This is a genomic window from Enterobacter cloacae complex sp. S3, from assembly GCF_014930495.1.
Taxonomy (GTDB): Bacteria; Pseudomonadota; Gammaproteobacteria; order Enterobacterales; family Enterobacteriaceae; genus Enterobacter; species Enterobacter asburiae_B.
Genome location: NZ_JADBRD010000073.1, coordinates 1 through 25,610, shown reverse-complemented (window position 1 = coordinate 25,610; position 25,610 = coordinate 1). Strand labels below are relative to the sequence as shown.

Below are 25,610 nucleotides of genomic sequence, written 5' to 3'. Positions count from 1 at the left end.
GAGTTACCCACTTTTTGTGGATTAATAGATATTGGGGTCTAATAATTAAATGCAATAGTAAGAATGTATTTTAATTGGTTTTAATTAGTTCATTTGGTTTAAGTTCTGCGAACAAAAGGATATAAACATGCAGGTCACAATAGATGGTGTCCCGTTTGTGCCTGCCTGCGCTTCAGCGTCACGGATTGGCATTGCAATTACTACCCACAACCGTCCAGACGTTTTAACGCGCGCTCTCGCACAGCACATGAAGCACCTGCCAGCCGGTGCGCTAGTGGTGGTTATCGATGACGGTTCTAAACCTGCTGCGGAAGTGCCAGACGGCGTGCAGCTGATTCGCCATGAAACATCACTCGGCATTGTTGCTTCGAAGAACGCCAGCCTGTCAGCCCTGATGGATGCCGGGTGCGAGCATCTTTTCCTATGGGATGATGATGCCTGGCCTATCGCCGATAACTGGCATCTTCCGTATATTGAATCACCAGAACCGCACCTGGCTTATCAGTTTCTCGATCTGGCTGGTCCGAGAAAGATTAACGATATGACCGTTCTGTACCGGGATGATAAGCATATTGCTTACACCGGGCAGCGCGGAGTGATGCTGTACTACCACCGCAATGCTATTGAGAAGGTTGGCGGGTTCGATCCGGTGTATGGCCGGGGCATGTATGAGCACCCTGATCTGGCGCTTCGGATTTATAACGCTGGCTTAACGTCCTGGGCGTTTGCTGATGTGGTTGGCTCTGAAAAGCTGATCCATTCGATGGATGAATACGAAGAAGGCGCACGCAGCATACCAAGGCCAGAACGTGAAGCGCTCGATAAAAAGAACGCTGTGATTTACGGGCAGCGCCGGGATTCAGGATATACAGGCTATGCTGAGTATCGATCGCAGCGCGACGTGGTAATCACAACGCTGCTCACCAGTCAGCCTGACCCACAGCGCGGTACCAAACTGACGGCCTCGCCTGACATGCTGGCCAGGTGGGCTGCCTCGCTTCGAAATTGTGGCCGTATCGCGCTGGTGGATGAACTGCAGACGGCACCGGCAGACGTTGAGTTGTATCGCGTTCCTGACGTGAAGATGAATGTCTACTACCGGCGCTGGCTGCATATCTGGCAGCACCTGCGTGATCACCCTGAATACCGGTTCGTCTGGTGTACCGATGGAACAGATGTCGAAATGCTTCGCGCTCCATGGGATGAAATGCAGCCAGGCAAGGTTTATGTCGGATCAGAACCAAAGACCTACGCTGATGCCTGGGCGAAACAGAATCATCCTGAGCGTATCTATCAGGAATTCATTGAAGCGCACCGCGGCGATGTGATGCTTAACGCTGGTCTGCTGGGTGGCACCCGCGCTGATGTAATGACGTTCGCTCACGGCATCATCCGTCTTTACTACCGGATCGAGAGTTATCGTTTCTGGAAGAAAGAACAGGCTGGCGCCGCGGTGGGGGATATGATCGCTTTTGGCATTGTTGCTAAATCGTTTGGCGATCGCATTGTCACCGGCCCGCGCATCCACACTATTTTTAAGTCCGATGGTGTCGGTAAAGAGTACGCTTTCTGGCGCCATAAATAATTTCATTATCCTGAAAATCCTTTAACCGGGAGGCATTGTCATGGCCGCAAGAAAGACGATTGAAGAGAGATTTTGGATAAAGGTTGATAAAAAAGGTGAAGAAGATTGTTGGTGCTGGTGTGCCGCAACAGTGAAGGGCGGTAGCGGAGAAAGAAAGTTAACTTATGGGGTTATTGGTACAGATCGAAATGCCTCTGGTAACCCAAAGGTTCTTTTAGCCCACCGGGTTTCTTGGGAATTGCAGAATGGGCCAATACCGGAAGGTAAGTATATAGACCATATCTGTCACAACACCTTATGTGTAAACCCTCATCACCTCCGACTTGTATCACCAAAGCAAAACGCTGAGAACCAATGTGTTGTTGATTCCCGCTCAACATCTGGATATCGCGGCGTATCGTGGAATAAACAAAAAAACAAATGGCTTGCTTACTGCAATCATGAAGGAAAGCGTTATCACGCTGGGTTCCATGAAACAGCAGAGTTGGCAGCTGAAGCTGCACGTCGAGCCCGCAACAAGGTGTTTACCCATAATGATGCAGACAGAGATTAAGTTTGTTGTGGTTGGACATCACTCTCGCATAGGTCATGCGCAACGACTTGCCGCGCTGCTGGATGCTCATCTGCTTATTGATGACGGTGACCACGGCGCGAACTGGAATCATCGGCGCGCGCTTGAGTGGGCTGCCTGCCAACCCTGCCGGGTAGTGGTGCTGGAAGATGACGCGCTGCCGGTACATGGATTTACCGAAAAGGTAACTGGCTGGATGGTGCGCTTCCCTGACGACATGCTGAGCTTTTATCTCGGTACCGGCAGACCTCCACAGTATCAGAAAGAGATAGCCGGAATGTTGGTGGATGCGGATCGCGTTTGTGGTGACCACATCGTATTGAGCAAGCTGATTCACGGCGTATGTTACAGCCCTCCTCAGGGCAGGATGGCGCACATGCTTAATGCGTGGAATAAAACGCTGGCAGCTGATTACGCTGTCGGTGAGGCGTTCGGTGGCCGGGTGATTTATCCGTGTTACTCACTGGTGGATCATGCTGACCTGCCGACAGTTGAACGTCACCCCGACAACGAGCCGAGGACAGAACGCCGCCGCGCGTGGAGACTTGCGTAAGCTATTGTTTATCCCATCCTTCCTCACTTTGAGCACTGCTGCGCATGGAGACCGCCATGAACAAAGAGCCCCGCGTATATGGCAGCCGATGGGATAAGGCCCGTCTGCGCTTCCTGCAGCAGCACCCACTATGTGTGATGTGCGAGCAGCAGGGACGCATTACCCCGGCAACGGTGGTTGACCATATCGAGCCCCACAAACTCAAAGATGCGCTTAAGTCAGGTAACCCGCTGGCCATATCGAAAGCACAGACCCTGTTCTGGAGTAAAGAGAACTGGCAGCCACTGTGCAAAGCGCATCATGATTCAACGAAACAGAGAATGGAGAAGAGCGGCGCGGTAATAGGCTGTGATGCCAATGGCTACCCGCTCGATCCTGCGTCTCACTGGAGCACGTAATGAAAGACCTCAGCATTGAATACCGCAATGGAAAATTCGTTCGTCTGGTGATTGATGGCGTGGAGATGAAGGACGTGACATCCATTAAGTTCTCGCACGCTGTAGGCCAGGAGGTGCCGACGGTGACCGTCTCAGGGCATGTTGTCTCCGGGTGTGGGAAAGGCACTCAGAAACTCGAACAGGTAGACAAACATTCGGCATAGCACGGCGGCGGCAAGTCGATTACCTATCATGTGAAATCATTTCAAATGCAACGATATCAAATGAGAATGAATCGCATCAGGGCAGGGGGGGGGATCAAATCTTCAAAACCTTTGCCCCAAATGACCGCCGCCAAAGTTTGATTTTAACGCTAACCCGATTTTTTTAGTTTTAAGGTGTTGACATATGGCAGATAAACGAACCCGTTCCGACAGTTCGGCGGCAGCGGTTCAGGCCATGAAAAATGCAGCAGTGGACACCATCGATCCTCCGTCCCATGCAGGTTTGGAAAAAAAAGCCGAACCATTCTGGCATGACAATATCAGATCGAAAGCTCTGGACAGCTGGACGCCAGCCGACCTTCTGGCCGCTGCAGAACTGGCAAATAACCAGCTCTATCTCACCGTTTTACGCAGAGATTTGCGTAAAGAAGAACGCGTGCGCGGCGAAGCGAGAAATGAGGCGCTGATTAAAAACCTCCGCAAACAAATTCCTGATTTGCAGCGAACTATCCTGGCTCAGCGCCGTGACCTGCAGATCCATTCCCACGCAACCAACGGTGAAAGCCGCGACCAGAAGAAACGCAATCAGAATGATCGTGATGCACGAAATACCAAAACCGAGCATCAGGACCAGGACGACAACCTGATCGCCTTTCCCAAGCACGGATAAAAGACTATGACGCGAGGTGAGCGTGTAATAGCGTTCATTGAGCGCTTTTGCATCGTGCCGGAAGGCAAGCTTATCGGCCAGCCTATGCGGTTGGACCCCTTTCAGAAAGATTTCATCCTGGCGGTTTACGACAATCCAGCCGGAACGGATATGGCGATCCTCAGCATCGCCCGAAAAAACGGTAAAACAGGCTTAATCGCTGGAATCCTTCTGGCTCACCTGGTGGGGCCTGAAGCGGTCCAGAACACGCAGATTGTCAGCGGTGCACTTAGCCGGGAACAGGCGGCCATCGTTTTTAACCTCGCGGTGAAGATGGTCAACCTGAACCCTAAGCTGCAGGAGATTGTGCACATTACGCCAAGCGGCAAAAAGCTGATCGGCCTGCCGTGTAACGTCGAATACAAGGCTTTATCCGCAGAAGGAAAGACGACGCACGGCCTTTCCCCCATTCTGGCCATTCTCGATGAAACCGGGCAGGTTAGGGGGCCGCAGGATGATTTTATCGATGCAATAACTACCGCGCAGGGGGCGCATGAAAACCCGCTGCTGATAGTTATCAGTACGCAGGCAGCAAACGATGCTGACCTGCTGAGCATCTGGATTGATGATGCGGTCAAATCGAAAGATCCGCACATCGTGTGCCACGTTTATGAAGCGCCAAAAGACGCCGATATTAGTAAACGCGAGTCCTGGCTGGCTGCGAACCCGGCGCTGGGAACATTCAGGTCAGAAAAAGACATGGCGCGCCAGGCCGAGAAAGCAGGCCGAATGCCAAGCTTCGAAAACACCTTCCGAAATCTCAACCTCAATCAGCGCGTTTCTACCGTATCGCCGTTTATCTCCCGCAGCGTGTGGGAGCTTTGCGGAGAGATGCCGATTAACACCCCGAGGAAGTGGTACGCGGGGCTGGATCTGTCAGCCAGGAACGACTTAACGGCGCTGGTTATCGCTGGTGAAGCAGATGATGGTGTCTGGGATATTTTCCCCTTCTTCTGGACACCGCAAAAGACTCTTGAAGAGCGAACCAAAACGGACCGCGCACCCTATGACGTTTGGGTGAGAGAGGGGCTGCTGCGCACCACGCCAGGCGCTTCAGTGGATTACTCATTCGTCGTTGCGGATATCGCTGAAATTATCGGTGATTTCGACCTTACCTCGATGGCTTTTGACCGCTGGCGCATTGACCAGTTCAGGAAGGATGCCGATGCCATTGGGCTGAGCCTCCCGCTGGTCGAGTTCGGACAGGGTTTTAAGGATATGGGGCCAGCTGTAGACACGCTGGAGTCTCTGATGCTTAACGGGCGGGTGAGGCATGGCATGCACCCCGTATTAACGATGTGTGCTGTGAATGCGGTGGTGGTGAAAGATGCTGCTGGCAACCGCAAGCTCGATAAGTCCAAAGCAACAGGCCGTATTGATGGCATGGTCGCAATGACAATGTCCGTTGGTGCTGCTAATGGGGAAGTTACCGAACAGGGTGGTGACTTCGATGACTTCATTTTCCGACCGCTGAGCATGTGATGGAAGAACCTAAATACACGATTGACCTGCGCACCAATAACGGCTGGTGGGCAAGGCTGCAGTCCTGGTTTGTCGGCGGGCGTTTAGTCACCCCAAATCAGGGCTCACAGACGGGGCCTGTTTCGGCCCACGGACACCTGGGCGATTCATCCATTAACGATGAACGGATACTGCAAATTTCGACGGTTTGGCGCTGCGTGAGCCTGATTTCAACGCTCACGGCATGCTTACCGCTTGATGTCTTCGAAACAGACCAGAATGACAACCGTAAAAAAGTGGATTTGAGCAATCCGCTGGCGCGACTGCTGCGCTACTCGCCGAATCAGTACATGACCGCCCAGGAATTCAGGGAGGCCATGACGATGCAGCTCTGTTTCTTCGGTAACGCGTATGCACTGATTGATCGCAACAGCGCGGGTGACGTGATCAGCCTTCTCCCGCTTCAGTCAGCCAGTATGGATGTGAAACTTGTCGGAAAAAAAGTGGTTTATCGCTATCAGCGCGACAGCGAATACGCCGACTTTTCGCAGAGAGAGATTTTTCACCTTAAAGGCTTCGGCTTTACCGGGCTGGTCGGCCTGTCCCCCATTGCTTTTGCCTGTAAATCGGCAGGTGTGGCAGTTGCGATGGAGGACCAGCAGCGAGATTTCTTTGCCAACGGCGCCAAGTCTCCGCAAATCCTCTCAACCGGCGAAAAAGTGCTAACTGAACAGCAGCGCTCGCAGGTCGAAGAGAACTTCAAAGAGATCGCCGGCGGTCCGGTTAAAAAACGCCTCTGGATACTGGAAGCGGGCTTTTCCACATCGGCAATTGGCGTAACGCCGCAGGATGCCGAAATGATGGCGTCCCGAAAATTTCAGGTAAGTGAACTGGCGCGATTCTTTGGCGTACCGCCTCACCTTGTCGGCGACGTCGAGAAATCAACGAGCTGGGGATCGGGCATCGAGCAGCAGAATCTCGGCTTCCTGCAGTACACCCTGCAGCCCTATATCTCCCGGTGGGAAAACAGCGTTCAGCGGTGGCTTATTCCTGCTAAGGATGTCGGCCGCATTCATGCTGAGCACAACCTCGACGGCCTGCTGAGGGGCGATTCGGCATCCCGCGCTGCCTTTATGAAGGCAATGGGAGAGGCAGGGCTACGCACCATCAACGAGATGCGACGAACAGACAACCTCCCGCCATTGCCGGGTGGCGATGTGGCAATGCGCCAGTCGCAATACGTGCCGATCACCGATTTAGGAACCAACAAAGAGCCCCGTAATAACGGGGCTTAATTTTTATGGGGGCCGTAATGCCTGAGATCGTAAAAACGCTGTCCTTCGACGAGACAGAAATCAAATTCACCGGTGACGGTAAACAGGGGATTTTTGAAGGCTACGCCTCTGTTTTTAATAACACCGATTCCGATGGCGACATCATTCTGCCCGGGGCGTTTAAAAATGCACTGGCGAACCAGACCCGCAAAGTGGCGATGTTCTTCAACCACAAGACGTGGGAGCTGCCGGTTGGTAAATGGGACAGCCTGGCAGAAGACGAAAAAGGCCTGTATGTGCGCGGTCAACTTACCCCAGGGCACAGCGGCGCCGCCGACCTGAAAGCGGCAATGCAGCACGGTACGGTTGAAGGTATGTCGGTTGGCTTTTCCGTTGCGAAAGATGACTACACCATCATTCCAACAGGCCGCATTTTTAAGAATATCCAGGCTCTGCGCGAAATCAGCGTCTGCACTTTCCCCGCCAACGAACAGGCTGGCATCGCAGCCATGAAAAGTGTCGACGGCATTGAAACAATTCGTGATGTGGAGAACTGGCTGAGGGATTCAGTCGGGCTCACCAAATCACAGGCAGTTGGGCTAATAGCCCGGTTTAAGTCAGCGATTCGGAGCGAGTCCGAGGGCGACGGAAACGAAGTACAAATCAACGCTCTGCTTCAGAGCATTAAATCTTTCCCTTCTAATTTAGGTAATTAATTATGTCTGAACTCGCTCTCATTCAAAAAGCTATTGAAGAATCCCAGCAGAAAATGTCCCAGCTTTTCGATGCACAGAAAGCAGAAATCGAAAGCACGGGTAAGGTATCCAAACAGTTGCAGGCCGACCTGGTGAAGGTACAGGAAGAACTGACCAAATCCGGTACCCGCCTCTTCGATCTTGAACAGAAACTGGCATCCGGCGCTGAGAATCCGGGTGAGAAGAAATCCTTCTCTGAACGAGCTGCTGAAGAGCTCATTAAGTCATGGGACGGTAAACAGGGCACCTTCGATGCGAAGACGTTCAATAAGTCGCTCGGCAGTGACGCTGATTCTGCTGGCGCACTGATCCAGCCTATGCAGATCCCGGGAATTATCATGCCGGGCCTGCGCCGTCTGACCATCCGTGACCTGCTGGCTCAGGGCCGCATTTCCAGTAACGCTCTGGAATATGTGCGTGAAGAGGTGTTTACCAATAACGCCGATGTGGTGGCTGAGAAAGCGCTTAAGCCAGAATCGGATATCACATTCAGCAAGCAGACCGCGAACGTGAAGACTATCGCGCACTGGGTGCAGGCATCACGTCAGGTGATGGACGATGCGCCAATGCTGCAGTCATACGTCAACGGCCGTCTGATGTATGGCCTGGCGCTGAAGGAAGAAGGCCAACTGCTGAACGGCGACGGTACAGGGGATAACCTGGAAGGTCTGAACAAAGTGGCAACCGCCTACGACACCTCGCTGAATGCCACCGGCGACACCCGCGCTGACATTATCGCTCACGCTATTTACCAGGTGACCGAGTCTGAGTTTAGCGCTTCCGGTATCGTCCTGAACCCGCGCGACTGGCACAACATTGCGCTGCTGAAAGACAACGAAGGCCGCTATATCTTCGGTGGTCCTCAGGCGTTTACCAGCAACATCATGTGGGGTCTGCCAGTGGTTCCGACTAAGGCACAGGCCGCCGGTACCTTTACGGTGGGCGGTTTCGATATGGCCTCACAGGTGTGGGATCGCATGGATGCCACCGTGGAAGTCAGCCGTGAAGACCGCGATAACTTCGTGAAAAACATGCTGACCATCCTGTGTGAAGAACGCCTTGCGCTGGCGCACTATCGCCCGACGGCAATCATCAAGGGCACTTTCTCTTCTGGCTCATGATGGAGGAGGGCGGGGTAACCCGCCCTTTTAACGTATGGCGATAGATGTTTTGGATGTAATTAGCCTCCCCCTTTTCAAACAGCAGATTGAGTTTGAGGAGGATGACAGGGACGAGCTGATCACGCTGTACGCACAGGCAGCCTTTGACTACTGCTACCGGTGGTGTGATGAACCGGCATGGAAAGCGGCAACTGACATTCCTGCAGCAGTGAAGGGCGCCGTACTGCTGGTGTTTGCGGACATGTTCGAGCACAGGACCGCGCAGAGTGAAGTACAGCTTTATGAGAACGCCGCCGCAGAACGGATGATGTTCATCCATCGCAACTGGCGCGGTAAATCTGAACCTGAGGAGGGCTCCTGATGGAACCTGGACGATTCAGGCACCGGGTAAAAATTCTCACCTTCACGACTTCGCGCGATCCATCTGGTCAGCCGGTTGAATCGTGGACAGGTGGCAACCCGGTCCCGGCTGAGGTAAAGGGGATCAGCGGCAGAGAGCAGATGTCAGGCGGCGCGGAAACGGCGCAGGCAACCAATCGGGTCTGGATGCGCTTCAGGTCAGAGCTGAATGCCTCTTCTCGTCTGGAAGTCCTCAGCGGCCCGTATAAAGGTCAGGTGCTAAATATCATCGGTCCTCCTGTAGCAAATGCGACCGGCACTCGCCTGGAAATTCTTTGCAAAACGGGAGTTGAAAAATGATTGAGACGAGCCTCGATTTTTCCGGGCTGAATGACATTGCAAAGGATCTGGAGGCGCTTAGCCGTGCTGAAAACAACAAGGTTCTGCGTGATGCTACGCGCGCCGGTGCCGAAGTGCTTAAGGAAGAGGTGATCGCACGCGCACCAGTGCGCACCGGGAAACTGAAAAAAAACGTGGTGGTGGTGACCCAAAAAAGCCGCCGCCGCGGGGAGATTTCTTCCGGCGTCCATATTCGTGGCGTTAACCCTCGCACCGGCAACAGCGATAACACGATGAAGGCGAATAACCCGAGAAACGCCTTTTACTGGCGCTTTGTGGAGCTTGGCACTGCGAACATGCCTGCGCATCCTTTTGTGCGACCCGCTTACGATACGCGCGAGGAAGAGGCCGCCAGCGTCGCCATTGCTAGGATGAATCAGGCTATTGATGAGGTGTTGAGCAAGTGAATGAAGATGATATCTACGCTTTGCTTTCTCCCCTGGCAGAAGGGCGGGTATATCCCTACGTTGCGCCATTAGGTAGTGACGGGAAACCGTCTGTCTCTCCACCCTGGATTATCTTTTCCATCGTCGATGATGTTTCCGCTGACGTGCTGTGTGGCCAGGCAGAGAGCAGGGTTTCCATTCAGGTAGATGTGTATTCCACTACGATCACTGAATCACGCACCCTGAGAGATTTGGTGCTCTCTTCGCTTGAGCCGTTAACCCCTACAGAGGTGGTAAAAATCCCCGGGTACGAGCCAGATTATCGGCTCTACCGTGCCACCCTGGATTTTAAAGTTACCCCCTGACAATTAATTCACCCAACGAACCCGCCTGATGGCGGGTTTTCTTTTTCCAGGAGACAGCTATGTCTGCACTTTATGAAAAATCGCAGCTGACGAAGATCCTTATTTCCTCCCTGCCAGCCACCAAAGAAACGATGGATTCCGCAACCTTTCTCGATCTGAGTTGCACCATCAAAGAAATTCAGTTCACCGGTGGTCAGAAGCAGGATATCGACGTAACAACGCTTTGTTCGACCGAGCAGGAGAACATTAACGGCCTGCCTTCTCCGTCAGAAATCTCTCTGTCCGGCAACTTCTACAAGAATCCGGCGCAGGACGCCTTGCGTGATGCGTATGACAACGATACGACCTACGCTTTCCAGGTCATTTTCCCGTCTGGCAAAGGCTTTAAGTTCCTGGCTGAAATCCGCCAGCACACCTGGTCTTCCGGTACCAACGGCGTAGTGGCGGCAACGTTCTCCCTGCGCCTGAAAGGTAAGCCTGAAAGCATCGAGTCTGGCTCCTGAGAGGTCGCATGAAGAATATTAAAAATCTCGCCCTGGCTAAGATGTCGGGTTTCCGTCATAAGACGGTCGCCGTTCCTGAGTGGGAAGGCGTCAAAGTGGTTCTGCGTGAGCCGTCTGGTGAAGCCTGGCTGCGCTGGCAGGAAGTGGTGAAAGCGGGTGATGATGACGAAAATGTGTCGGTATCGGAAAAGGCACACCGTAATCTTTGCGCTGATGTGGTTCTGTTCATTGATGTTCTGTGTGATACCGATAAGCAGCCGGTATTCAGTGCTGAAGAAGAAGAGCAGGTGCGTGAAATTTACGGACCCATCCATTCACGCCTGCTCAAACAGGCGCTTGACCTGATCAACAACGCGGACGAAGCGCGGGAAAAGTCTCAACCCCCGGCGTAAAGTTTCTGATGTCGCTTGCGCTCCGGATGGGGCGCACGCTCTCAGAGCTTCGGCAGAATATGACGGCAAGCGAGCTTCTGATGTGGATTGAGTACGACAGGCAAAGTCCGGTTGGCGATATTCGTGGTGACATTCAGGCCGCCCAGCTCGTCTCTGCCATCTACGGCTCGCAGGGGGCAAAAGTACCGCTGGACGATGCGATCCTGCGCTGGGGTGGTGATGAGCAATCAGAACCGAAGGACCCGTTTGCAGGACTTGAGGCTGCACTTACAGCTGCAACTCAGTGACAAATGAACTACAAAATAATAGGATTATTTTTTTTAATGATTTGGTGAAGGCAATGAAAAAACTAGTCTTATTTGTATTATTTTTTGGTTTCAGTTGTGTTTCAAATGCAACTCAAACACTGGCTCCATTAGAACCAAATGAGTTGCAAAGCTATACGTCTACGATTTGCTCTGATCATGCAAATCCTGAATTGTGTAAAAAGGCTTTTTTTAAATTCATGGGCTATATAAAAACAAACGATGATTACTACTATTTCTGTCAAAAGCAAAAAGAGGCAGGGATGACGATTAATAAAGATTCATGCAATAAATCGGAAGCTCTGAGAGAATTTTTAGACAAGCCATGAGGTTTATATCACAACAAAAAGCCCGTTGATGGGCTTTTTTTTTCGCCTGGAGAAAATTGATGGCAACATTACGTGAGTTAATAATCAAAATTTCCGCTAACTCGCAGTCATTCCAGTCGGAAATTTCCCGCGCCTCACGCATGGGGCAGGATTATTACCGAACCATGCAAAATGGCGGTCGGCAGGCTGCCGCTGCCGCCCGAGAGAGCGAAAGGGCGTTATCTGATCTGACCGCTGGGTTTGCATCGGCAGGAAGAGCCGCTGCTGCTGCTACGGCCGCTTTTGCGACTGGTAAGCTCGTGCAGATTGCTGATGAGTGGAATTCAGTAAACGCCCGTCTTAAGCAGGCATCATCTTCAGCTGATGATTTTGCTGCCTCTCAGCGCCAGTTAATGGAAATCAGCCAAAGAACTGGCACCGCGTTTTCAGACAACGCAAACCTTTTTTCACGCGCAGCTGCTTCAATGCGTGAGTTTGGGTATAGCTCTGACGAAGTTCTGAAAATTACCGAAGCTGTTTCTACCGGCCTTAAACTTTCGGGGGCTAATACTCAGGAAGCGAGTTCTGTTATCACTCAATTCAGCCAGGCTCTGGCGCAGGGCGTTCTTCGCGGTGAAGAATTCAACGCCGTTAACGAAGCAGGTGATCGTGTTATCCGCGCACTTGCCGCCGGAATGGGCGTGGCCCGCAAAGACCTGAAGAGCATGGCTGACCAGGGGCAACTTACGATTGATAAGGTTGTTCCTGCATTAATGAGCCAGTTGGGCTCATTACAGGGTGAGTTTGCCATCATGCCGCAAACAGTTTCCGGATCCCTGCAAAAAGTCACAAACTCGTTCATGGCATGGGTTGGAGGTGTCAACCAGGCTACAGGTGCTACCGATGCGCTATCTGGTGGCCTAGACGGAGTTGCCCAAACGCTTGATTCATTTACCTCTTCGGCAGTAAGTGGCGCACTAAGTGATGTTGCAGACAATATGTCCACGATCACAACAGTGGCGGGTGCACTTGTTGGCGTTGGGCTGGCAAGGTATCTCAGTGGAGTAGTAACAAGCGCCACGAGCGCAACCGGCGCGCTAATTTCTGCGGCTAAGTCAGAGGTTGCTCTTGCCGTTGCACAGGATAAGGCTGCACAGTCTGCCGTTGCCGCCTCAAGGGCGGAGGTTTATAGGGCTCAGCAAGCTGTACAGAGATCGCGTAGCGCAGATGTTCAGGCTGCGCAGCAAGAGAAAATTGCTGCGGCAGAAGCAAAAGTCACTGCAGCCCAGGCCAGGCTGACTACCGCTCTAGCCAGCGGTTCTGCTACAGAGAAAGTCAGGGCCAGAACTGCACTTGAGCGTGCACAGGCAGGGCTGGTGGCTGCAAAAAATTCTGACGCTCAAGCTGCTGCAGAAAGGCGTCTGTCCGCGACCCAGGCTTCCTTAAACCGGAACCTTGCAAACCGTGTTTCGGCTCAAAGCAATCTCAATAGCGTGACATCCGTCGGCACTCGGCTCATGAGTGGTGCACTTGGTCTCATCGGTGGAGTTCCTGGTTTAGTTATGTTGGGTGCTGGAGCCTGGTATGCGATGTATCAAAACCAGGAGCAGGCACGTCGCTCTGCCCAGGAATACGCCAGTCAAATCGACGAAATACGAGAAAAAACTTCCCGCATGTCTTTGTCTGAAACAGACGACAATAGGGGGAGAACTGTTGGTGCTCTGGTAGAGCAAAATCGTTTGGTTGATGAGCAAGCCAAAAAGGTTGGTGAGCTGAAGAACCAGATCGACGATTTGAATGCATCGCGTGGAAAACCGGGCATTACCAGCGAGAACGATGCAAATATACTGAGAGCGATAGCTATCGTTACGGATCAACTTGCTGTTGAAGAGGGAAAATTAAATGACATGCGAGATAAATCTCGCGGCATACAGCAGGCTCTCGAAGAAATTGAGCGACGTCGCAATGATTTAATACGCGAACAAGCCTGGCGACAGAATGCGGTATATCAGTCGATGATCATGATGAATGGTCAGCATACTGAATTTAACCGTCTGCTGGGGCTGGGAAATCAGCTATTAATGGCCCGGCAAGGGCTGGCGAACGTCCCTCTCAGACTTCCTCAGGCCGACCTCGACAAAAAGCAAACCGATGCCCTCGAAAAGAGCCGTCGGGATCTTGAGTTGTCACGCCTGAAGGGTGAGGCCAAAGAGCGCCTGCGTCTGAGTTATGCAGCCGATGACCTGGGGTTAACCAGTGATCCGCAATTCCAGACAGGCCGTCAGGAGTTGATTAACAACGGTCTGTCGGAATGGCGAAATAATGATGCCAACAAACCTAAGCCGAAAGGCGGCAAAAGCGAAGGCGAAAAAACAGAGGATGTCTATAAGCGCCTGATCAAACAACAGAAGGAACAGATTGCCCTGCAAGGGCAAAATACCGAACTGGCAAAGGTTAAATATCAGGTAAGCCAGGGTGAACTTGTTACTCTGACGGAGGCCCAGAAGCAAACTCTACTGCAAAATGCAGCGCTTATTGATCAGCGGAAAATCAGGGAACAACTAGCGGCGTATGAGGCAAACCTTGCCGATGCTAATGCCAGCTCCCGGGCTTCAAACCAGGCAGAACTCACAGGATACGGGCAGGGTAGCCGTATGCGCGAGAGAATGCAGGAAATGCTGCGTATCAGGGAAGAGTTCCAGCATAAAAATGTGGATCTTCAGCGGCAGTTTCAGGCTGGCGATATCTCTGAAGACCTGTTCAGGCAGGAGCTAGAACTGAACAAGCGTTACCTCGACGAGCGTCTGCGTGATCAGGAAGGGTACTATGCTGCATCTGATGCCCAGAGAAGCAATTGGGCAGCCGGGATGCGTGAGGGCTTTGCTAACTGGGCAGATACTGCTTCAGATTACGCCTCGCAATCCGCTGATCTTGTGAACAACAGCATGTCAGGGCTGGTGGGGAATATCTCTGAAGCGCTGGCTGGAAACAAAGTTGACTGGGAGGACTGGTCAAAATCAGTGCTGGCATCCATGCAGAAGATTATTCTTAACGCCATGATCGTCAATTCACTGCAGTCCTCAATGGGGAGCAGTGGTCTCTTCGGTGGACTTTTTGGCGGTTCTGGTGCTGTTGGAGGAGGTGGCTCGACGCCTTCTGGAGCATACAACTCAGCAGCATCTAATCTCCAGCTTAACGCAAAAGGTGGCACTTATGCTTCCGCCAGCCTCAGCGCGCACAGTAACAGTATTGTCAGATCACCGACTTATTTTGCTTTTGCGAAAGGTGCTGGGCTGATGGGAGAGGCTGGACCTGAAGCGATCATGCCACTCACTCGCTCTGCAGATGGTTCACTTGGAGTCAGGGTAACCGGAGCCAAAACAACACCTGCTGGCAGCGGGGCCGTCCATATTACCCAGCACATCAACGTTTCTGGTAATGGCGACACGGCTCTAAATCAGGCAATGGAACAGGCGGCAGCCAAGGGTGCAAGAGACGGCGCGAAACAGGCGCGTCAGGACATGCTGAGTGATTTCCAGACTAATGGGCAGGGCCGTCGAATGCTTGGAGTTTAAGAAGGAGTGATTAATTATGGCTGTATTAGAATGGCCTGCTGATATATGCCCCGCGTCGCTGACGTGGCGGCCGGAAAGTAATACCAAAACATTTCGCTCTCCCTTTAACGGTGCTTCTCAGACCGTTCGCTTCCCCGGCACCCGTTGGATCTGTTCCCTGACCTTTAACAATCTCACCGATGACAAATCCCGGCGCATAGATTCGCTTGTGGCCTCGCTCGACGGTGAGTTTGGTAGGGTAAAAATCAGAGACTGGGGCCGTGAGGGGCGAACTCCCGCGGGTAACCCGATTGTTTCGGATGCGAATCAAACTGGCATTCAACTTGGCAGCAAGGGCTGGACACCTGGCAAAGTGGTGCTGCGCACCGGTGATTATATTACCGTTAACGACGAGCTGAAGATGGTCACCGCTGATGTGACCAGCTCTGCCTCAGGAACTGCCGTTATTCCCTTTGCGCCTATGCTGAGAGCTTCTCCCCCTGCTAACGGCAAAATCGAAGTCGCTAAGCCATATGGAATATTTAAGCTAAAAGATAACCAGCAGGGCGCGGGCAATCGCATTCCTGGCGTATTTACCAGCTATGCCCTTGAGTTTGAGGAGGCTTTCTGATGCTGTATTCCCCGTTTTCTGATTCGATGGTGGACTGGCTATCCCGCGACAGGGTTACCGCCGTGCTGGCGGCTAATGTCCAGTTTGAATCCGGTACCGCCTACGTACACTCTGGCACCGGCACGCTGGTGCTGGGCGGTTATGTTTATTACGGCATGGGTACGATGGGCGCAATCGACGATGTAGGCGAAACCAACACGACAAGTCCAACGCAGCTCAGGATGACGCTATCTGGCCTGGACATGTCACTGTTTGCTAAAACCCTCAACGAGCGCTGTGTGGGAAGATCTGCTGAGCTGTATCTGGTGGCGATGGATGATAACGGTGTCGTTAAAGTGGCAGACCTGATTTTTAAGGGTCGTATTTCCGGCACTGGGGCAACGGCGGGTGAAACGAATGCCCTGCAGTACACCGTCAGTAATATTTTTGAGGACTGGCAGCGACCGTTCCCGGACCGTTATACCGACGAGTCACACCAGGCCACCCAGCCAGGCGATCGCATATTTCGTTACGTCGCCCAGATGGCAGAACGTTCAATTTACTGGGGCAGCAAAAAAGATGCGCCAGGATTTACCTATTCGTGAGGAAACATGAAGCATCCAGACTGGCATAACAGATTAATCGCCGTGATAAGGGCCGCTGAAAAGCGGCCTTTTTTATGGGGAGAACATGACTGCTGCCTGTTTGCGGCAGACTGTGCCGAAGCGATGACAGGGGATAGTTTTGCCGCCAGCTGGCGCGGAACCTACGACAGCGAAACAGGTGCAAAAAAGGCACTGCTACGCGGCGGCGGTTCGCTTGAAAAAGTGCTGGCTAAATACCTCGAAGAGGTGCCAGTGAAAATGGCTCAGCGCGGCGATATCGCGGTCGTGGAGAACGCTGGCACCCGATGCGCCGGGGTAATTTACGGTGGCGCCGTATGGGTGCCGGGAGAAACAGGTCTGGTTTGCCTTCGGGTTAAGCCCCTGAGCACCTGGAGGGTTAGTTGATGCCTGCTGCAATTCCTATCATAGCTACGGTAGCCGCTGGTGCCGCCGCAGCCAATGGGGCCTACGCGATCGCAATGGCTATCACTATTGCCGCGCAGGTCGCCACACAAATGATGACCAAGAAGCCCTCGCTGGGCTCTTATCGGGACACAGCAGAACGTAAGCAGGTGCTGCGTGCGGCCGCTAGCCCTAAAACGGTTGTCTATGGCAGGACAGTCTCTGCTGGCACACTTTTTTTTGCTGAAGAACAGTCCGGCGAGCAGATTGATGGTGAATGGGTTCATCTGGCCATCACCCTGGCAGGGCACCCCATTTCAGGCACAGGTACAATTTACCTTGGCGATGATGATATCGGCTCTTATGGCGAATCTGCCACCTATGAAGTGCATATCGATCGCCAGACGGCTGACCCCTTTATGCTGGCAAAGTGCCCGTCATGGAAAAATGACATGATCGGCAAAGGAATTTCTTGGCTGCGCCTGTCTCTGAAATACAGCGCTGAAAAATTCCCGTCTGGCATCCCGAATGTGAAGGTTGAGAAGACGGGCCGGAAAGTATACGACCCGCGCACCGGCCGCACGGAGTACAGCAACAATCTGGCGCTGTGTGTGCTGGACTATTACCGGAGTTACCTGAAAGTCGCTGATGCTGATATTAACTGGGATCAGTTTCAGGAGGCGGCCAACATCTGCGACGAGCTGGTGACAAACGGCGACGGCACGACGGAAAAACGCTACATGCTGAACGGAGAATTTGACCTCAGCGAAAATAAGGCGAGCATTCTTGAGGCGATGCTGACAGCTGGCGCAGCAGAGCCAACCTACATCGCTGGTAAACATGGCATCCTCGTTGGCGCGTATTATGGCCCCGCAACCGAAGTTATTACCGAGAGTCAGCTGGCCGGTGATATCGAGATCATGCCTGAGGTGTCACAGTCAGAGCGCGTTAACACCATCAGCGGTACGTTTGTCGATCCTAAACAGACATACTCTGAAGCCGATTTCCCCTCAGTATCTGTGAGCGAGTGGGTAACCGAAGACGGCGTGGAGATATCGCAGGATCTTAAGCTGCGTTTCGTTACGTCTGAATTTCAGGCCCAGCGCCTGGCGGACATCAAGCTCAAGCGGACCCGCATTTCCCGCACAATGAATCTCACGCTGAACCTCAGTGGGTACCGGTACCGCCCCGGTATGTACGTAAAAGTTAATTTTCCCTCACTTGGGATCGTTAACGTTGAGATGCGCGTGACAGACTGGAAATTTGGCGTGCAGAACGGCGTACAGATTACGCTGAAGCAGGAAACCGCTGACGTGTGGGGTGATGCCATTGGTAAGCCGATCGATCGTCCTGATTTTACCCAGCTCCCTCCCGGTGGAGTGGCTCAGCCTCAGAACCTGCGATACACCGTAGAGGAAATAGGTCAGGTGGTGCAGGGCGTGCTTTCCTGGCAGAACATCGGGCAGTTTGTCTATAACCAGGTGGTCATCCGCAGGAATGGACAGCCGGTGCTGACAGCTCAGGTTCCCGGCTCGTTCACGCGATTAACCGGTTTGCTGCAGGACACATACACCGCTCACGTCACAGCCGTTAATCAGATGGGCGCGGCGTCTCCTGAGGCATATCTTGAATTCAGCATTGAGGCACCACCTCCGCCGTCAGGTGTTACGGTGGAGCAGGCATTTTTTGCCGTGATGCTTATTCCCCGCCTCGCAGCGGTGACGAACGTCTCCACCCAGTTCGATTTCTGGACCTCCGGGGAACAACCGCTTGCCAACGCTGATACGGCGACAGTGGAGTCAGGAGCTACGCGCGCGGGCATGAGCACGACATGGACCAGCCATAACCTGAAAAACGGGCATACCTATTACTGGTATATCAGAACCATCAACGCGTTTGGTGCGTCTGCCTTCGTCGAGGTGGCCGCGCTGTGCCAGACAGATACCGGTGAACTCATCGACATCATTGATGATTCTGTTCGGGATTCTGATGCTTTTAAAAATATCTCGGAAGGTGTGGACACCAATCTTGAAGCTGCCATGCAGAATGCCCTGGCTAATCACGGTACGGTTGAACATCAGTACCAGCAGTTAGGTGAAGTGCGCGCTGATGTTCTGGTTGTTAAAACCACAGTTGCTGAAGTGGATCACGCTCTTGCTGATTTGTCAGAGTACGTTCAGGCGCAGGTCGGGGATTTAACCGCCGCGGTTAACCAGAAAATGACGGCAGAGGTGAACAGTGATGGAACCGCAAAGGCATCGTATACGTTGAACCTTGGGATCGTTCGTAATGGCGTTAAATACAACACTGGTTTTGGCATGTCGATTGAGCCATCCGGCGGTACCTATAAATCTACAGTGGTCTTTGCTGCCGATCAGTTTGGCATCTACTCGGGAAGCGATCCGGGAAATTACCAGGCTGCATTTTTTGTCTATAACGGTCAGGTGTTCATCCGTGATGCCTTTATCCAGGATGGCAGCATTACTAACGCGAAGATTGGGAATTACATCCGATCAACAAACTATGTCGCTGGTCCAGGCGGAGCAGGCTGGAACATTGATAAATCAGGGAACTGCGAGATGCACGGCGCGCTGTATGCCGCCAGCGGTAATTTCGCGTTCACCGGGAACGGTAATGGCGTCACCATTGACGGGAAGGGCGTAAAAATTGATCTCGGCGGCGGTAACCTGATTGTTCTTGGAGAGTGGTAACTATGCCAAAAGGATTGCGTATTACCTACGCCGATGGCGGCCCGGCAATGGAAATAACTGCCGGGCTTCGCTGCCCTTCGTTTTGCCAGAACGTCAGCGAAGCATGGGATGTTAACCAGTACACGATAAATCAGCGGGTGGATGGCAGCCAGATCGTCGTTATCCCGCGTAATACCGTTTACAAACTTAACAGGGGTACAAACCTCATTCCCACGATCGGCATGCTGGATGGATTTACCGTATCAGGTAACACCATCACCATGAATACCTGGTGGAGTGATAACTGGGGTCGCGCAAAAACCTTTGACGCATCTATCTGGCAAATACTCCCTGCCTCATCCGGGAGAGGGCTTCTGATTCAGGACAGCACGGATTTCCTTTCTATCACTGATGCCACGATGTCTGGCTACTGCGTCTGGCGCGGCACTGTCACATTCACCGGTCGCTGGGCGACACCGACGACAAATATCTCACGCGACCGCTATATGGTGTTTGCAAAATGGAGTGCTGATAACGTCACCATCGAATTCGACGGTTCGAATATTATTGCGACAATCGACCATGCAGGCCTCGATCAGGATGCGACCGTTACCATGCAGATCGCTATTTTTGCCAGTGGCGTAAGCCCGACTCCGGGGAGAGGCCTGAATATCATTAAGGGTGGTGTCTGCGTGTTCTCCACCACGCGCCGGCCGTTTGTCTACCGGAACCAGACCTACGCGCCGTCATGGGGAAATACAGACATCGGCGATCGCATGATACTGCTTGGCCGCTATGGCTATAACAGTGAAGTTTACACCGGCTGGGACTATCTGAAATGGGCTGGTCTTATCCGCAGCGGCAATCTGGTGCGCGCCGGAAGGGGAAGAAATGCCGCTTCATGGACATCGCAGTACAGTGTGGTAGGGCGACGGCTGACAAGCCTCTCTATCCCCATCATTGATGCAATTTACTGACAACCCGCTTTGGCGGGTTTTTTAATATCTGAATTCAGGAGTCCATCATGTCAGCAGGCACTATCACCCTGACAAACGGGTCCGCTGTTGTTGGCGGTACCGGAACTTCATTCACCGTAGAGCTGGCCGCTGGTGATTTCATCGTTTCGACTGTGGGCGGTGTGCCGTACACACTGCCGGTGAAATCAGTCGAGAGCAATACCCAGCTGACGCTGGTCAGCAACTTTACCGGGCCAACGCAATCCGGCGCGGCCTGGTCAGCTGTTCCCCGTGTGGCGCTGAACATGGTTACTGCTGCGCTGGTGGCACAAAGTGCTGAAGCGCTGCGTGGACTGAATTACGACAAACAGAACTGGCAAAGCATTTTTTCTGGAACCGGCAGTGTAACGGTCACACTGCCGGATGGAACGAAATGGACTGGCCCTGCGTGGAATGGCATTTCTAATACCATCTCGGGAATTTCTGATGCCGTCTCTGGCATTTCTGATGAGCTATCCGGGAAGGCGGCAAAAGGGCAAAACAGTGACATTACCTCCATTACAGGACTAACTACGGCTTTGTCTGTGGAGCAGGGGGGAACAGGATCAAAAACCGCAGCAGGTGCACGCACTAACCTTGGACTGGTGATCGGTTCTGAGGCGGGCAATATTTATCCACTTAAACAAAAGCTGATTTACCCTGACTTTTCATCCTCTTTCCCGGTAGCTGGAAGTGCAGTTCCAGGCTTTAATTTTTTAACTACTATATGGAATGGCTGGTGTACGTCAGCAAGCGACTACACGTTAAATACCGGAGGGCCAAATCCTTCACAAAACGGGACAGGGTATGCCTACGCTCAAAGCTTGAGTCTAGGTAATCAACAAAGTCGAACTATGTTTTTTGTACCGTACGCAATAACCGGTAATTCAGGAAGTTTATGCTGGCAGGGGGTGTTTAATGGCTCGCTAACCCCAATGGTAACTACTCGTGATACCAGAAATACCACTGTTGACAGTAACGGTTTTATTAAAGTAGCGTCTCCTGTTGTGAAAATTTATGGCGATGGACGATATGAAACTAACGACGAATCAGAAGGGGTTACTGTCGTTCGTCTGGATGTTGGCCAATATCTGATTGAAGGTTGCGAAGCGCTCAATTCAGACGCTGCCTGGGGCGGTATCGACGGAGGTTTTGAGATTCCCACGGACAGGAATAAGCAACCGCTGATATGGCTGGACTACGAGGTTAACGCCGACGGCTCTGTGCTGGTAAAAACCTATCACCGCGAACATCCTTCAGCGCCAGCATTTGCCAGGAATGAGCGTGCTGGATTGGCAGATGGCGAGCCGGTTGATATCCCGGCTGATCAGTTCGTCAGCGTTCGTGTAGAAATGCCAGCGAGTAGCATCTGGAATCAGAAACAAACGGAAAAGGCTTTAAATCAGGAACAGGGATCGTAAAAAAACCGCCGCCCGTTCTTGCATAAGACGGGCGGCGGTTGGTTGCTCAGTGTTCATGCCAAGCTACCGAACTATAGTTTACTTGAGACGTTGCCTCGAGTCTCTCCTCCCAATATGTCTGGCTTTCCATTCAGAATAATCTTTGAGTAGCCACCTCGAACTTCTGCCGAGCTTTATCGGAGCGGGGAACTCCCCCCGCTTCATCAGTGAGTAAAAATATTTAGCGGTGAATCCCGAATCGTTTGTAATGTATTTCAGGTCAATAAGTGAATCATCGGTAAGGTCTGTGCGTGTTTTTGGCATGATATATACCCCTAAAGCGTTTTGTGTCAGGATGGCTGTATCCGAACAGGATTGCGAGGGCATCCATGGAAAAGCTAACGTTGACACGAAAGGAAGCTGCCGAGCTACTTGGCATCTCAAGGGGGACTGTGACGCGATGGGTTTTGGAAGGAAGGCTAAAGGCTTACCGTATAAGTGATAGACCTCGAGCTCCGCTTCTATTTACACGTGAGGATTGTATAGCTGCATTGCAGGCTGTGCCGGTCGAACCTGTTCTTATGATTGAAAGGGAGATGAAGCGTGAAAAAGAGGAGTCTTTCTTCCTGCGTCGCAAAGACGCAAGTAAAGAACTGGATGCGTTGCTGAAAATCAGGACCGGAAAGAGCAGAAAATCCGAGTGAAAAACCCGGCACGGTGGCCGGTCTACTTTTTCTTGGAGAAGTTGAACAGTTGTACTAAAAGCAAACTAATGTGCATCAATGAAGTAGCAGCGAATCCAATAGACAGAGTCGGGAGAAAATTAATCGGTTCTTTGCTGGTAGCCATGAGAAAAAGCCCCATGAAGAAAACAATCCCTAACTCAGCAAACGTAAGAGCGTACATGATGATGACAGTTGTCATGTATCCATAAGACTTTACCTTATGCATGTTTCTGCCACCAATACCTATCACAAACGTTAACGCAGCGATCAGAATTGCGATCGTTGTGCCTGCATATGAGGCTATCGCTGCTCCAAGCGCGTCTCTATGCTCAGAGAAGGAAACGCCAGGAACCAAGTATCTGAATGCAAAATAAGCTGCAATAACAGGAAAGTATGGCAATGCAAAAAGAATTACACCTGGCATGACTTTGTGGTTCTGTGACATTGCCGCCTCCTTGTAATCCAATGATAGTTAAAACGCACTATCAAACGCATCGTTATAGCTTTTCATTATAACAGACTTCATTCTTATGAAGCATGTTTCCATCTCTTCTGCGATATCTTCGTTTGTCGATTTATATAGATTAGCTGCCAGATGCCCTTTATTAGACAGGTAGTATTCCGTAAGAAGATCGGCTGCCTGCTCTTTACCTTTGATGAGTATATCGCTATGGCTGTCATCGGCGTTTTTAATGAGTTCCTTCGCCATGTCTCGAATGTTTCTTGCTCTCTTCGGCTTTAGCGTGATCTCAATACCATCTAAAAGTTCTTCGTCAATAGTTTCAATACCTGTTGCTCTAAGCAAAGGGCTGAACAGCTTAGACCCGCTTTCCACCCTAAGCGTGGTTCTGCCGATGAACTGCATTTCTAAAGCATCATCTTTACTAACATCACGCATCAGAGGTTCAATACAAAGTTTGAAGCCCATCGGAATATCCAATTTATTGGAAAGATAAATCTGCAGATCTCTTGTTCTGGGGCCGTGTTGAGATGATGCATAACCAATGATGTTGTCTTTCACTAAAAGAAAGGAAGGGAAAGCAAGGGTTTCATCATTACCCAAAGCATTCTTCATTTCATCGATAGAAAATGTTTTCTTATTTACCCTTTTAACAAAGGCAGAATCATATGTCTTTGTTAGCAAGAAGCTTTTGTCAACAATGTGATGGGCGAAAACGAAATAATCGTCAACTTCAAGGGCGTTACCTTTCTTTTCGACGACCTGTGAAGAAAGGGATTCAAAAAGGTTACATGGTGAGTTATCTTTTCCATTGCTATAATAAATAGCATAAAAACTCATTTTCATATCATTTTCCGTTATATAGATGGATTAACCATCATATGAGCCCATTTCTGATGGCAAATATGGATAATGATAAACTCTAAAAGAAAACTGGATAACCTGGAGTTTTATCAGGGTTTTCAGGGTTAGTCTTCCACCAGCCACATGTCGGACTCTTCAAACATTTCCTCCAGCATGCGGTTGAGCTTTTCCCGATCGCTTTTGCTGGCATCGCTATTTAAGCCGTTCGCCTGCATCGGCTTAACCCTCACTTCGGCATCAGGGAAAATCTGGTGCACCCTTTTCGTCAGCTCTGCCAGGATGATCTCTCTGGCCCCTTCAAGCCCCTCTACATTTCGCTTGTCATAAACCAGTTCAATGAACATAAAAGCCTCCGAAAACCACTGTGGTTGCATACAGTATTTTTACTGTAAAAATGAACAGTGTCAAGACGAGTTGAGCGTTAGGGAGGGGGCTGGTTTTGTGAATCTCAGTTATAAATGGAAAGATTAGGCTGTGAGTTCGGGAAGGTTTTAAAGTGCATGCACTTTAGTATTAAAAATGCAGAAGAAAGAAAAAGGCGTTTATAGGAAGCCCAGCGAGAATAAAGCTAGCTAGGCTAATGTGCGCTAAGATACTTTTCTGAAGATAAGTAAGGGGGTTAACCCATAGGATTGCGGGCTGCGCCCCATTAGTTCCCTGATGGTGTGTAGCATCCCATCCATACCTTCTTTTAATTCATTTGTTGGAAAACCATCAGAAAGTTCTGGGGCCGTGATCTCTTCTTCAGGGTGAGCATCGATAAAGCCAACAACATGCCAATCACCCGGAATCCGCGGACCGTATTTGAGAGTCAAATTACCAGAATCTATTGTTAAATCGTCAGGTTTTACTGACATCCAAAATAAATTTCCTTGCTCATCAGAAAATTCGATTTGGGTAGAAAACGGCAAAAGAGATAGCATACCAATTGCGTTATCAGCATTGTTTATCTCTTCTTTAATTGATTGCTTTTGGGTTACATTCTTAGCGCTTTTTAACTCATCCTGTTTAATTTTTTTGAAAATAGGCATGATGTCATGAACCATTTTAACATCGAAAAGTTTAATTTTCCCGGTAGCTATAATGATCTGGCCTAAATGCGACTTAGAAACATTGTCTTGAATCAGGGATAACTCATCCAGTTTATCGATAAGATTTAAAGGAAGGCTCCATGATGAATCGAAAAGTCTTTCTTGAGATCTGGCCCATGCTTCCCCTGCATTTGTCTTCGCACTTATAAGCGGGATACCACCCTTAAGTTCTTTCTGGTCGCTTTCGGACGTAGATGAAGTTTGCTTGATGGTACTAAGAACACCTGACGGGAATAGTTGGGCGGTTAAAGAACCTACTCTTTCTCTATCTACATACAAAAAATCAAATAGTGAATCTATGTTTTGTGAGTCTTGAACCATCCTCATGCTCCTCTTTTATTTTCGCTTTTTCCTGAGCTATGCGCTGTTGCTGAGCTTCGATTTCGTCATAAATTTGCTGTAACTCATCTACACCTGCTTTGGGTGCATCAGAAGTAAGCTTTTTAATTAACTTGCGAATCATGACAGTTCTCCAGAGAGCATCTTGGTTAAATTATGTTCTCTAAACAGTATCAATGCAACCTTCACCTGATCAACACGCGGAGAAGTGGCACAACAACGTAATAGCAGTGACCTGCTCCCCGTTG

Annotated in this window: 30 protein-coding genes and 1 pseudogene; 26 read left to right on the top strand and 5 right to left on the bottom strand. The window is 51.1% G+C overall.

What is annotated here, in order from left to right; all coding sequences use genetic code 11:
* Positions 1-127: 127 nt before the first annotated feature.
* The 26 genes and pseudogenes from IM317_RS23270 to IM317_RS23145 all read left to right on the top strand — a co-directional run bounded on the left by IM317_RS23270 (position 128) and on the right by IM317_RS23145 (position 22,587).
* Positions 128-1,585 (top strand): glycosyltransferase family 2 protein, encoded by a 1,458-nt coding sequence (locus IM317_RS23270; protein WP_033146308.1) that lies wholly within the window; start codon positions 128-130, stop codon positions 1,583-1,585.
* 40 nt (positions 1,586-1,625) lie between these two features.
* Complete coding sequence (locus IM317_RS23265) at positions 1,626-2,138, top strand: HNH endonuclease signature motif containing protein (protein ID WP_033146307.1); 513 nt, start codon at positions 1,626-1,628, stop codon at positions 2,136-2,138.
* Complete coding sequence (locus IM317_RS23260; RefSeq protein WP_033146306.1) at positions 2,119-2,709, top strand: hypothetical protein; 591 nt, start codon at positions 2,119-2,121, stop codon at positions 2,707-2,709. The genes IM317_RS23265 and IM317_RS23260 overlap by 20 nt, the downstream gene beginning before the upstream one ends.
* Before the next feature lie 56 nt (positions 2,710-2,765).
* Entirely contained in the window at positions 2,766-3,107 is a 342-nt protein-coding gene (locus IM317_RS23255) for an HNH endonuclease signature motif containing protein (RefSeq protein WP_033146305.1), read from the top strand.
* Complete coding sequence (locus IM317_RS23250) at positions 3,107-3,310, top strand: hypothetical protein (protein WP_033146304.1); 204 nt, start codon at positions 3,107-3,109, stop codon at positions 3,308-3,310. Before IM317_RS23255 ends, IM317_RS23250 begins: the two co-directional genes overlap by 1 nt.
* Positions 3,311-3,494: 184 nt before the next feature.
* Positions 3,495-3,980, top strand: coding sequence for a hypothetical protein (locus tag IM317_RS23245; protein ID WP_033146302.1), 486 nt, complete (start codon positions 3,495-3,497; stop codon positions 3,978-3,980).
* Between the two features lie 6 nt (positions 3,981-3,986).
* Positions 3,987-5,501: a terminase large subunit gene (locus tag IM317_RS23240; RefSeq protein WP_033146301.1), complete on the top strand. Its 1,515-nt coding sequence runs from the start codon at positions 3,987-3,989 to the stop codon at positions 5,499-5,501.
* Positions 5,501-6,775: a phage portal protein gene (locus IM317_RS23235; RefSeq protein WP_033146300.1), complete on the top strand. Its 1,275-nt coding sequence runs from the start codon at positions 5,501-5,503 to the stop codon at positions 6,773-6,775. Before IM317_RS23240 ends, IM317_RS23235 begins: the two co-directional genes overlap by 1 nt.
* Positions 6,776-6,792: 17 nt before the next feature.
* Positions 6,793-7,470 (top strand): HK97 family phage prohead protease, encoded by a 678-nt coding sequence (locus IM317_RS23230; RefSeq protein WP_033146299.1) that lies wholly within the window; start codon positions 6,793-6,795, stop codon positions 7,468-7,470.
* A gap of 2 nt (positions 7,471-7,472) precedes the next feature.
* Positions 7,473-8,630, top strand: a complete 1,158-nt coding sequence (locus IM317_RS23225) for a phage major capsid protein (protein WP_001292038.1) — start codon at positions 7,473-7,475, stop codon at positions 8,628-8,630.
* Positions 8,631-8,664: 34 nt separating this feature from the next.
* Entirely contained in the window at positions 8,665-8,991 is a 327-nt protein-coding gene (locus tag IM317_RS23220; protein WP_077883852.1) for a head-tail connector protein, read from the top strand.
* Positions 8,991-9,329, top strand: a complete 339-nt coding sequence (locus tag IM317_RS23215) for a phage head closure protein (protein WP_033146298.1) — start codon at positions 8,991-8,993, stop codon at positions 9,327-9,329. The genes IM317_RS23220 and IM317_RS23215 overlap by 1 nt, the downstream gene beginning before the upstream one ends.
* Complete coding sequence (locus tag IM317_RS23210) at positions 9,326-9,775, top strand: HK97-gp10 family putative phage morphogenesis protein (RefSeq protein ID WP_006809157.1); 450 nt, start codon at positions 9,326-9,328, stop codon at positions 9,773-9,775. Before IM317_RS23215 ends, IM317_RS23210 begins: the two co-directional genes overlap by 4 nt.
* Positions 9,772-10,119 (top strand): DUF3168 domain-containing protein, encoded by a 348-nt coding sequence (locus IM317_RS23205; protein WP_047362861.1) that lies wholly within the window; start codon positions 9,772-9,774, stop codon positions 10,117-10,119. The genes IM317_RS23210 and IM317_RS23205 overlap by 4 nt, the downstream gene beginning before the upstream one ends.
* 59 nt (positions 10,120-10,178) lie before the next feature.
* Positions 10,179-10,604 (top strand): annotated as a pseudogene (locus IM317_RS23200) (phage tail tube protein); the annotation flags it as partial.
* A gap of 26 nt (positions 10,605-10,630) precedes the next feature.
* A complete protein-coding gene (locus IM317_RS23195) occupies positions 10,631-11,014 on the top strand; it encodes a phage tail assembly chaperone (protein ID WP_033146296.1) in 384 nt (127 codons plus the stop codon).
* 8 nt (positions 11,015-11,022) lie between these two features.
* Positions 11,023-11,301 (top strand): DUF4035 domain-containing protein, encoded by a 279-nt coding sequence (locus IM317_RS23190; protein WP_006809154.1) that lies wholly within the window; start codon positions 11,023-11,025, stop codon positions 11,299-11,301.
* Positions 11,302-11,354: 53 nt separating this feature from the next.
* Positions 11,355-11,648, top strand: a complete 294-nt coding sequence (locus tag IM317_RS23185) for a hypothetical protein (protein WP_001549116.1) — start codon at positions 11,355-11,357, stop codon at positions 11,646-11,648.
* Between the two features lie 59 nt (positions 11,649-11,707).
* Complete coding sequence (locus IM317_RS23180; RefSeq protein ID WP_033146295.1) at positions 11,708-15,202, top strand: phage tail tape measure protein; 3,495 nt, start codon at positions 11,708-11,710, stop codon at positions 15,200-15,202.
* 16 nt (positions 15,203-15,218) lie between these two features.
* Positions 15,219-15,812 carry a hypothetical protein gene (locus tag IM317_RS23175; RefSeq protein ID WP_033146294.1) on the top strand — a complete coding sequence of 198 codons (594 nt, stop codon included), beginning with the start codon at positions 15,219-15,221 and terminating at the stop codon, positions 15,810-15,812.
* Positions 15,812-16,396: a hypothetical protein gene (locus IM317_RS23170; RefSeq protein WP_033146293.1), complete on the top strand. Its 585-nt coding sequence runs from the start codon at positions 15,812-15,814 to the stop codon at positions 16,394-16,396. Before IM317_RS23175 ends, IM317_RS23170 begins: the two co-directional genes overlap by 1 nt.
* 6 nt (positions 16,397-16,402) lie before the next feature.
* Entirely contained in the window at positions 16,403-16,801 is a 399-nt protein-coding gene (locus IM317_RS23165) for a DUF6950 family protein (protein ID WP_033146292.1), read from the top strand.
* Positions 16,801-19,509, top strand: coding sequence for a DUF1983 domain-containing protein (locus tag IM317_RS23160; RefSeq protein ID WP_033146291.1), 2,709 nt, complete (start codon positions 16,801-16,803; stop codon positions 19,507-19,509). Before IM317_RS23165 ends, IM317_RS23160 begins: the two co-directional genes overlap by 1 nt.
* A 2-nt stretch (positions 19,510-19,511) precedes the next feature.
* Entirely contained in the window at positions 19,512-20,465 is a 954-nt protein-coding gene (locus IM317_RS23155; RefSeq protein ID WP_033146290.1) for a DUF6453 family protein, read from the top strand.
* 47 nt (positions 20,466-20,512) lie between these two features.
* Positions 20,513-21,904 carry a hypothetical protein gene (locus tag IM317_RS23150; protein WP_033146289.1) on the top strand — a complete coding sequence of 464 codons (1,392 nt, stop codon included), beginning with the start codon at positions 20,513-20,515 and terminating at the stop codon, positions 21,902-21,904.
* 368 nt (positions 21,905-22,272) lie between these two features.
* Entirely contained in the window at positions 22,273-22,587 is a 315-nt protein-coding gene (locus tag IM317_RS23145; protein WP_033146287.1) for a helix-turn-helix domain-containing protein, read from the top strand.
* A gap of 22 nt (positions 22,588-22,609) precedes the next feature.
* Here the strand turns inward: IM317_RS23145 and IM317_RS23140 are convergent, their stop codons facing one another.
* From IM317_RS23140 to IM317_RS23120, 5 genes are all read right to left on the bottom strand, one after another.
* Entirely contained in the window at positions 22,610-23,053 is a 444-nt protein-coding gene (locus IM317_RS23140; protein ID WP_227010976.1) for a biopolymer transporter ExbB, read from the bottom strand.
* 27 nt (positions 23,054-23,080) lie between these two features.
* Positions 23,081-23,914 carry a hypothetical protein gene (locus IM317_RS23135; RefSeq protein WP_033146286.1) on the bottom strand — a complete coding sequence of 278 codons (834 nt, stop codon included), beginning with the start codon at positions 23,912-23,914 and terminating at the stop codon, positions 23,081-23,083.
* A gap of 122 nt (positions 23,915-24,036) precedes the next feature.
* Complete coding sequence (locus tag IM317_RS23130) at positions 24,037-24,276, bottom strand: DinI family protein (RefSeq protein WP_033146285.1); 240 nt, start codon at positions 24,274-24,276, stop codon at positions 24,037-24,039.
* Positions 24,277-24,519: 243 nt separating this feature from the next.
* Positions 24,520-25,344, bottom strand: coding sequence for a hypothetical protein (locus IM317_RS23125; RefSeq protein ID WP_033146284.1), 825 nt, complete (start codon positions 25,342-25,344; stop codon positions 24,520-24,522).
* Positions 25,307-25,486 carry a hypothetical protein gene (locus IM317_RS23120; protein WP_071993592.1) on the bottom strand — a complete coding sequence of 60 codons (180 nt, stop codon included), beginning with the start codon at positions 25,484-25,486 and terminating at the stop codon, positions 25,307-25,309. The genes IM317_RS23125 and IM317_RS23120 overlap by 38 nt, the downstream gene beginning before the upstream one ends.
* Positions 25,487-25,610 lie beyond the last annotated feature (124 nt).

Excerpts from the sequence above, each read along its gene's own strand:
- IM317_RS23185 (WP_001549116.1), top strand. The coding sequence starts at position 11,355 with ATGAAAAAACTAGTCTTATTTGTATTATTTTTTGGTTTCAGTTGTGTT.
- IM317_RS23265 (WP_033146307.1), top strand. The coding sequence starts at position 1,626 with ATGGCCGCAAGAAAGACGATTGAAGAGAGATTTTGGATAAAGGTTGAT.
- IM317_RS23140 (WP_227010976.1), bottom strand. The coding sequence starts at position 23,053 with ATGTCACAGAACCACAAAGTCATGCCAGGTGTAATTCTTTTTGCATTG.
- IM317_RS23220 (WP_077883852.1), top strand. The coding sequence starts at position 8,665 with ATGGCGATAGATGTTTTGGATGTAATTAGCCTCCCCCTTTTCAAACAG.
- IM317_RS23135 (WP_033146286.1), bottom strand. The coding sequence starts at position 23,914 with ATGAAAATGAGTTTTTATGCTATTTATTATAGCAATGGAAAAGATAAC.
- IM317_RS23270 (WP_033146308.1), top strand. The coding sequence starts at position 128 with ATGCAGGTCACAATAGATGGTGTCCCGTTTGTGCCTGCCTGCGCTTCA.
- IM317_RS23195 (WP_033146296.1), top strand. The coding sequence starts at position 10,631 with ATGAAGAATATTAAAAATCTCGCCCTGGCTAAGATGTCGGGTTTCCGT.
- IM317_RS23150 (WP_033146289.1), top strand. The coding sequence starts at position 20,513 with ATGTCAGCAGGCACTATCACCCTGACAAACGGGTCCGCTGTTGTTGGC.
- IM317_RS23130 (WP_033146285.1), bottom strand. The coding sequence starts at position 24,276 with ATGTTCATTGAACTGGTTTATGACAAGCGAAATGTAGAGGGGCTTGAA.
- IM317_RS23230 (WP_033146299.1), top strand. The coding sequence starts at position 6,793 with ATGCCTGAGATCGTAAAAACGCTGTCCTTCGACGAGACAGAAATCAAA.
- IM317_RS23165 (WP_033146292.1), top strand. The coding sequence starts at position 16,403 with ATGAAGCATCCAGACTGGCATAACAGATTAATCGCCGTGATAAGGGCC.
- IM317_RS23225 (WP_001292038.1), top strand. The coding sequence starts at position 7,473 with ATGTCTGAACTCGCTCTCATTCAAAAAGCTATTGAAGAATCCCAGCAG.
- IM317_RS23240 (WP_033146301.1), top strand. The coding sequence starts at position 3,987 with ATGACGCGAGGTGAGCGTGTAATAGCGTTCATTGAGCGCTTTTGCATC.
- IM317_RS23255 (WP_033146305.1), top strand. The coding sequence starts at position 2,766 with ATGAACAAAGAGCCCCGCGTATATGGCAGCCGATGGGATAAGGCCCGT.
- IM317_RS23245 (WP_033146302.1), top strand. The coding sequence starts at position 3,495 with ATGGCAGATAAACGAACCCGTTCCGACAGTTCGGCGGCAGCGGTTCAG.
- IM317_RS23170 (WP_033146293.1), top strand. The coding sequence starts at position 15,812 with ATGCTGTATTCCCCGTTTTCTGATTCGATGGTGGACTGGCTATCCCGC.
- IM317_RS23175 (WP_033146294.1), top strand. The coding sequence starts at position 15,219 with ATGGCTGTATTAGAATGGCCTGCTGATATATGCCCCGCGTCGCTGACG.
- IM317_RS23155 (WP_033146290.1), top strand. The coding sequence starts at position 19,512 with ATGCCAAAAGGATTGCGTATTACCTACGCCGATGGCGGCCCGGCAATG.
- IM317_RS23260 (WP_033146306.1), top strand. The coding sequence starts at position 2,119 with ATGATGCAGACAGAGATTAAGTTTGTTGTGGTTGGACATCACTCTCGC.
- IM317_RS23210 (WP_006809157.1), top strand. The coding sequence starts at position 9,326 with ATGATTGAGACGAGCCTCGATTTTTCCGGGCTGAATGACATTGCAAAG.
- IM317_RS23180 (WP_033146295.1), top strand. The coding sequence starts at position 11,708 with ATGGCAACATTACGTGAGTTAATAATCAAAATTTCCGCTAACTCGCAG.
- IM317_RS23145 (WP_033146287.1), top strand. The coding sequence starts at position 22,273 with ATGGAAAAGCTAACGTTGACACGAAAGGAAGCTGCCGAGCTACTTGGC.
- IM317_RS23250 (WP_033146304.1), top strand. The coding sequence starts at position 3,107 with ATGAAAGACCTCAGCATTGAATACCGCAATGGAAAATTCGTTCGTCTG.
- IM317_RS23120 (WP_071993592.1), bottom strand. The coding sequence starts at position 25,486 with ATGATTCGCAAGTTAATTAAAAAGCTTACTTCTGATGCACCCAAAGCA.
- IM317_RS23125 (WP_033146284.1), bottom strand. The coding sequence starts at position 25,344 with ATGGTTCAAGACTCACAAAACATAGATTCACTATTTGATTTTTTGTAT.
- IM317_RS23215 (WP_033146298.1), top strand. The coding sequence starts at position 8,991 with ATGGAACCTGGACGATTCAGGCACCGGGTAAAAATTCTCACCTTCACG.
- IM317_RS23190 (WP_006809154.1), top strand. The coding sequence starts at position 11,023 with ATGTCGCTTGCGCTCCGGATGGGGCGCACGCTCTCAGAGCTTCGGCAG.
- IM317_RS23235 (WP_033146300.1), top strand. The coding sequence starts at position 5,501 with ATGGAAGAACCTAAATACACGATTGACCTGCGCACCAATAACGGCTGG.
- IM317_RS23160 (WP_033146291.1), top strand. The coding sequence starts at position 16,801 with ATGCCTGCTGCAATTCCTATCATAGCTACGGTAGCCGCTGGTGCCGCC.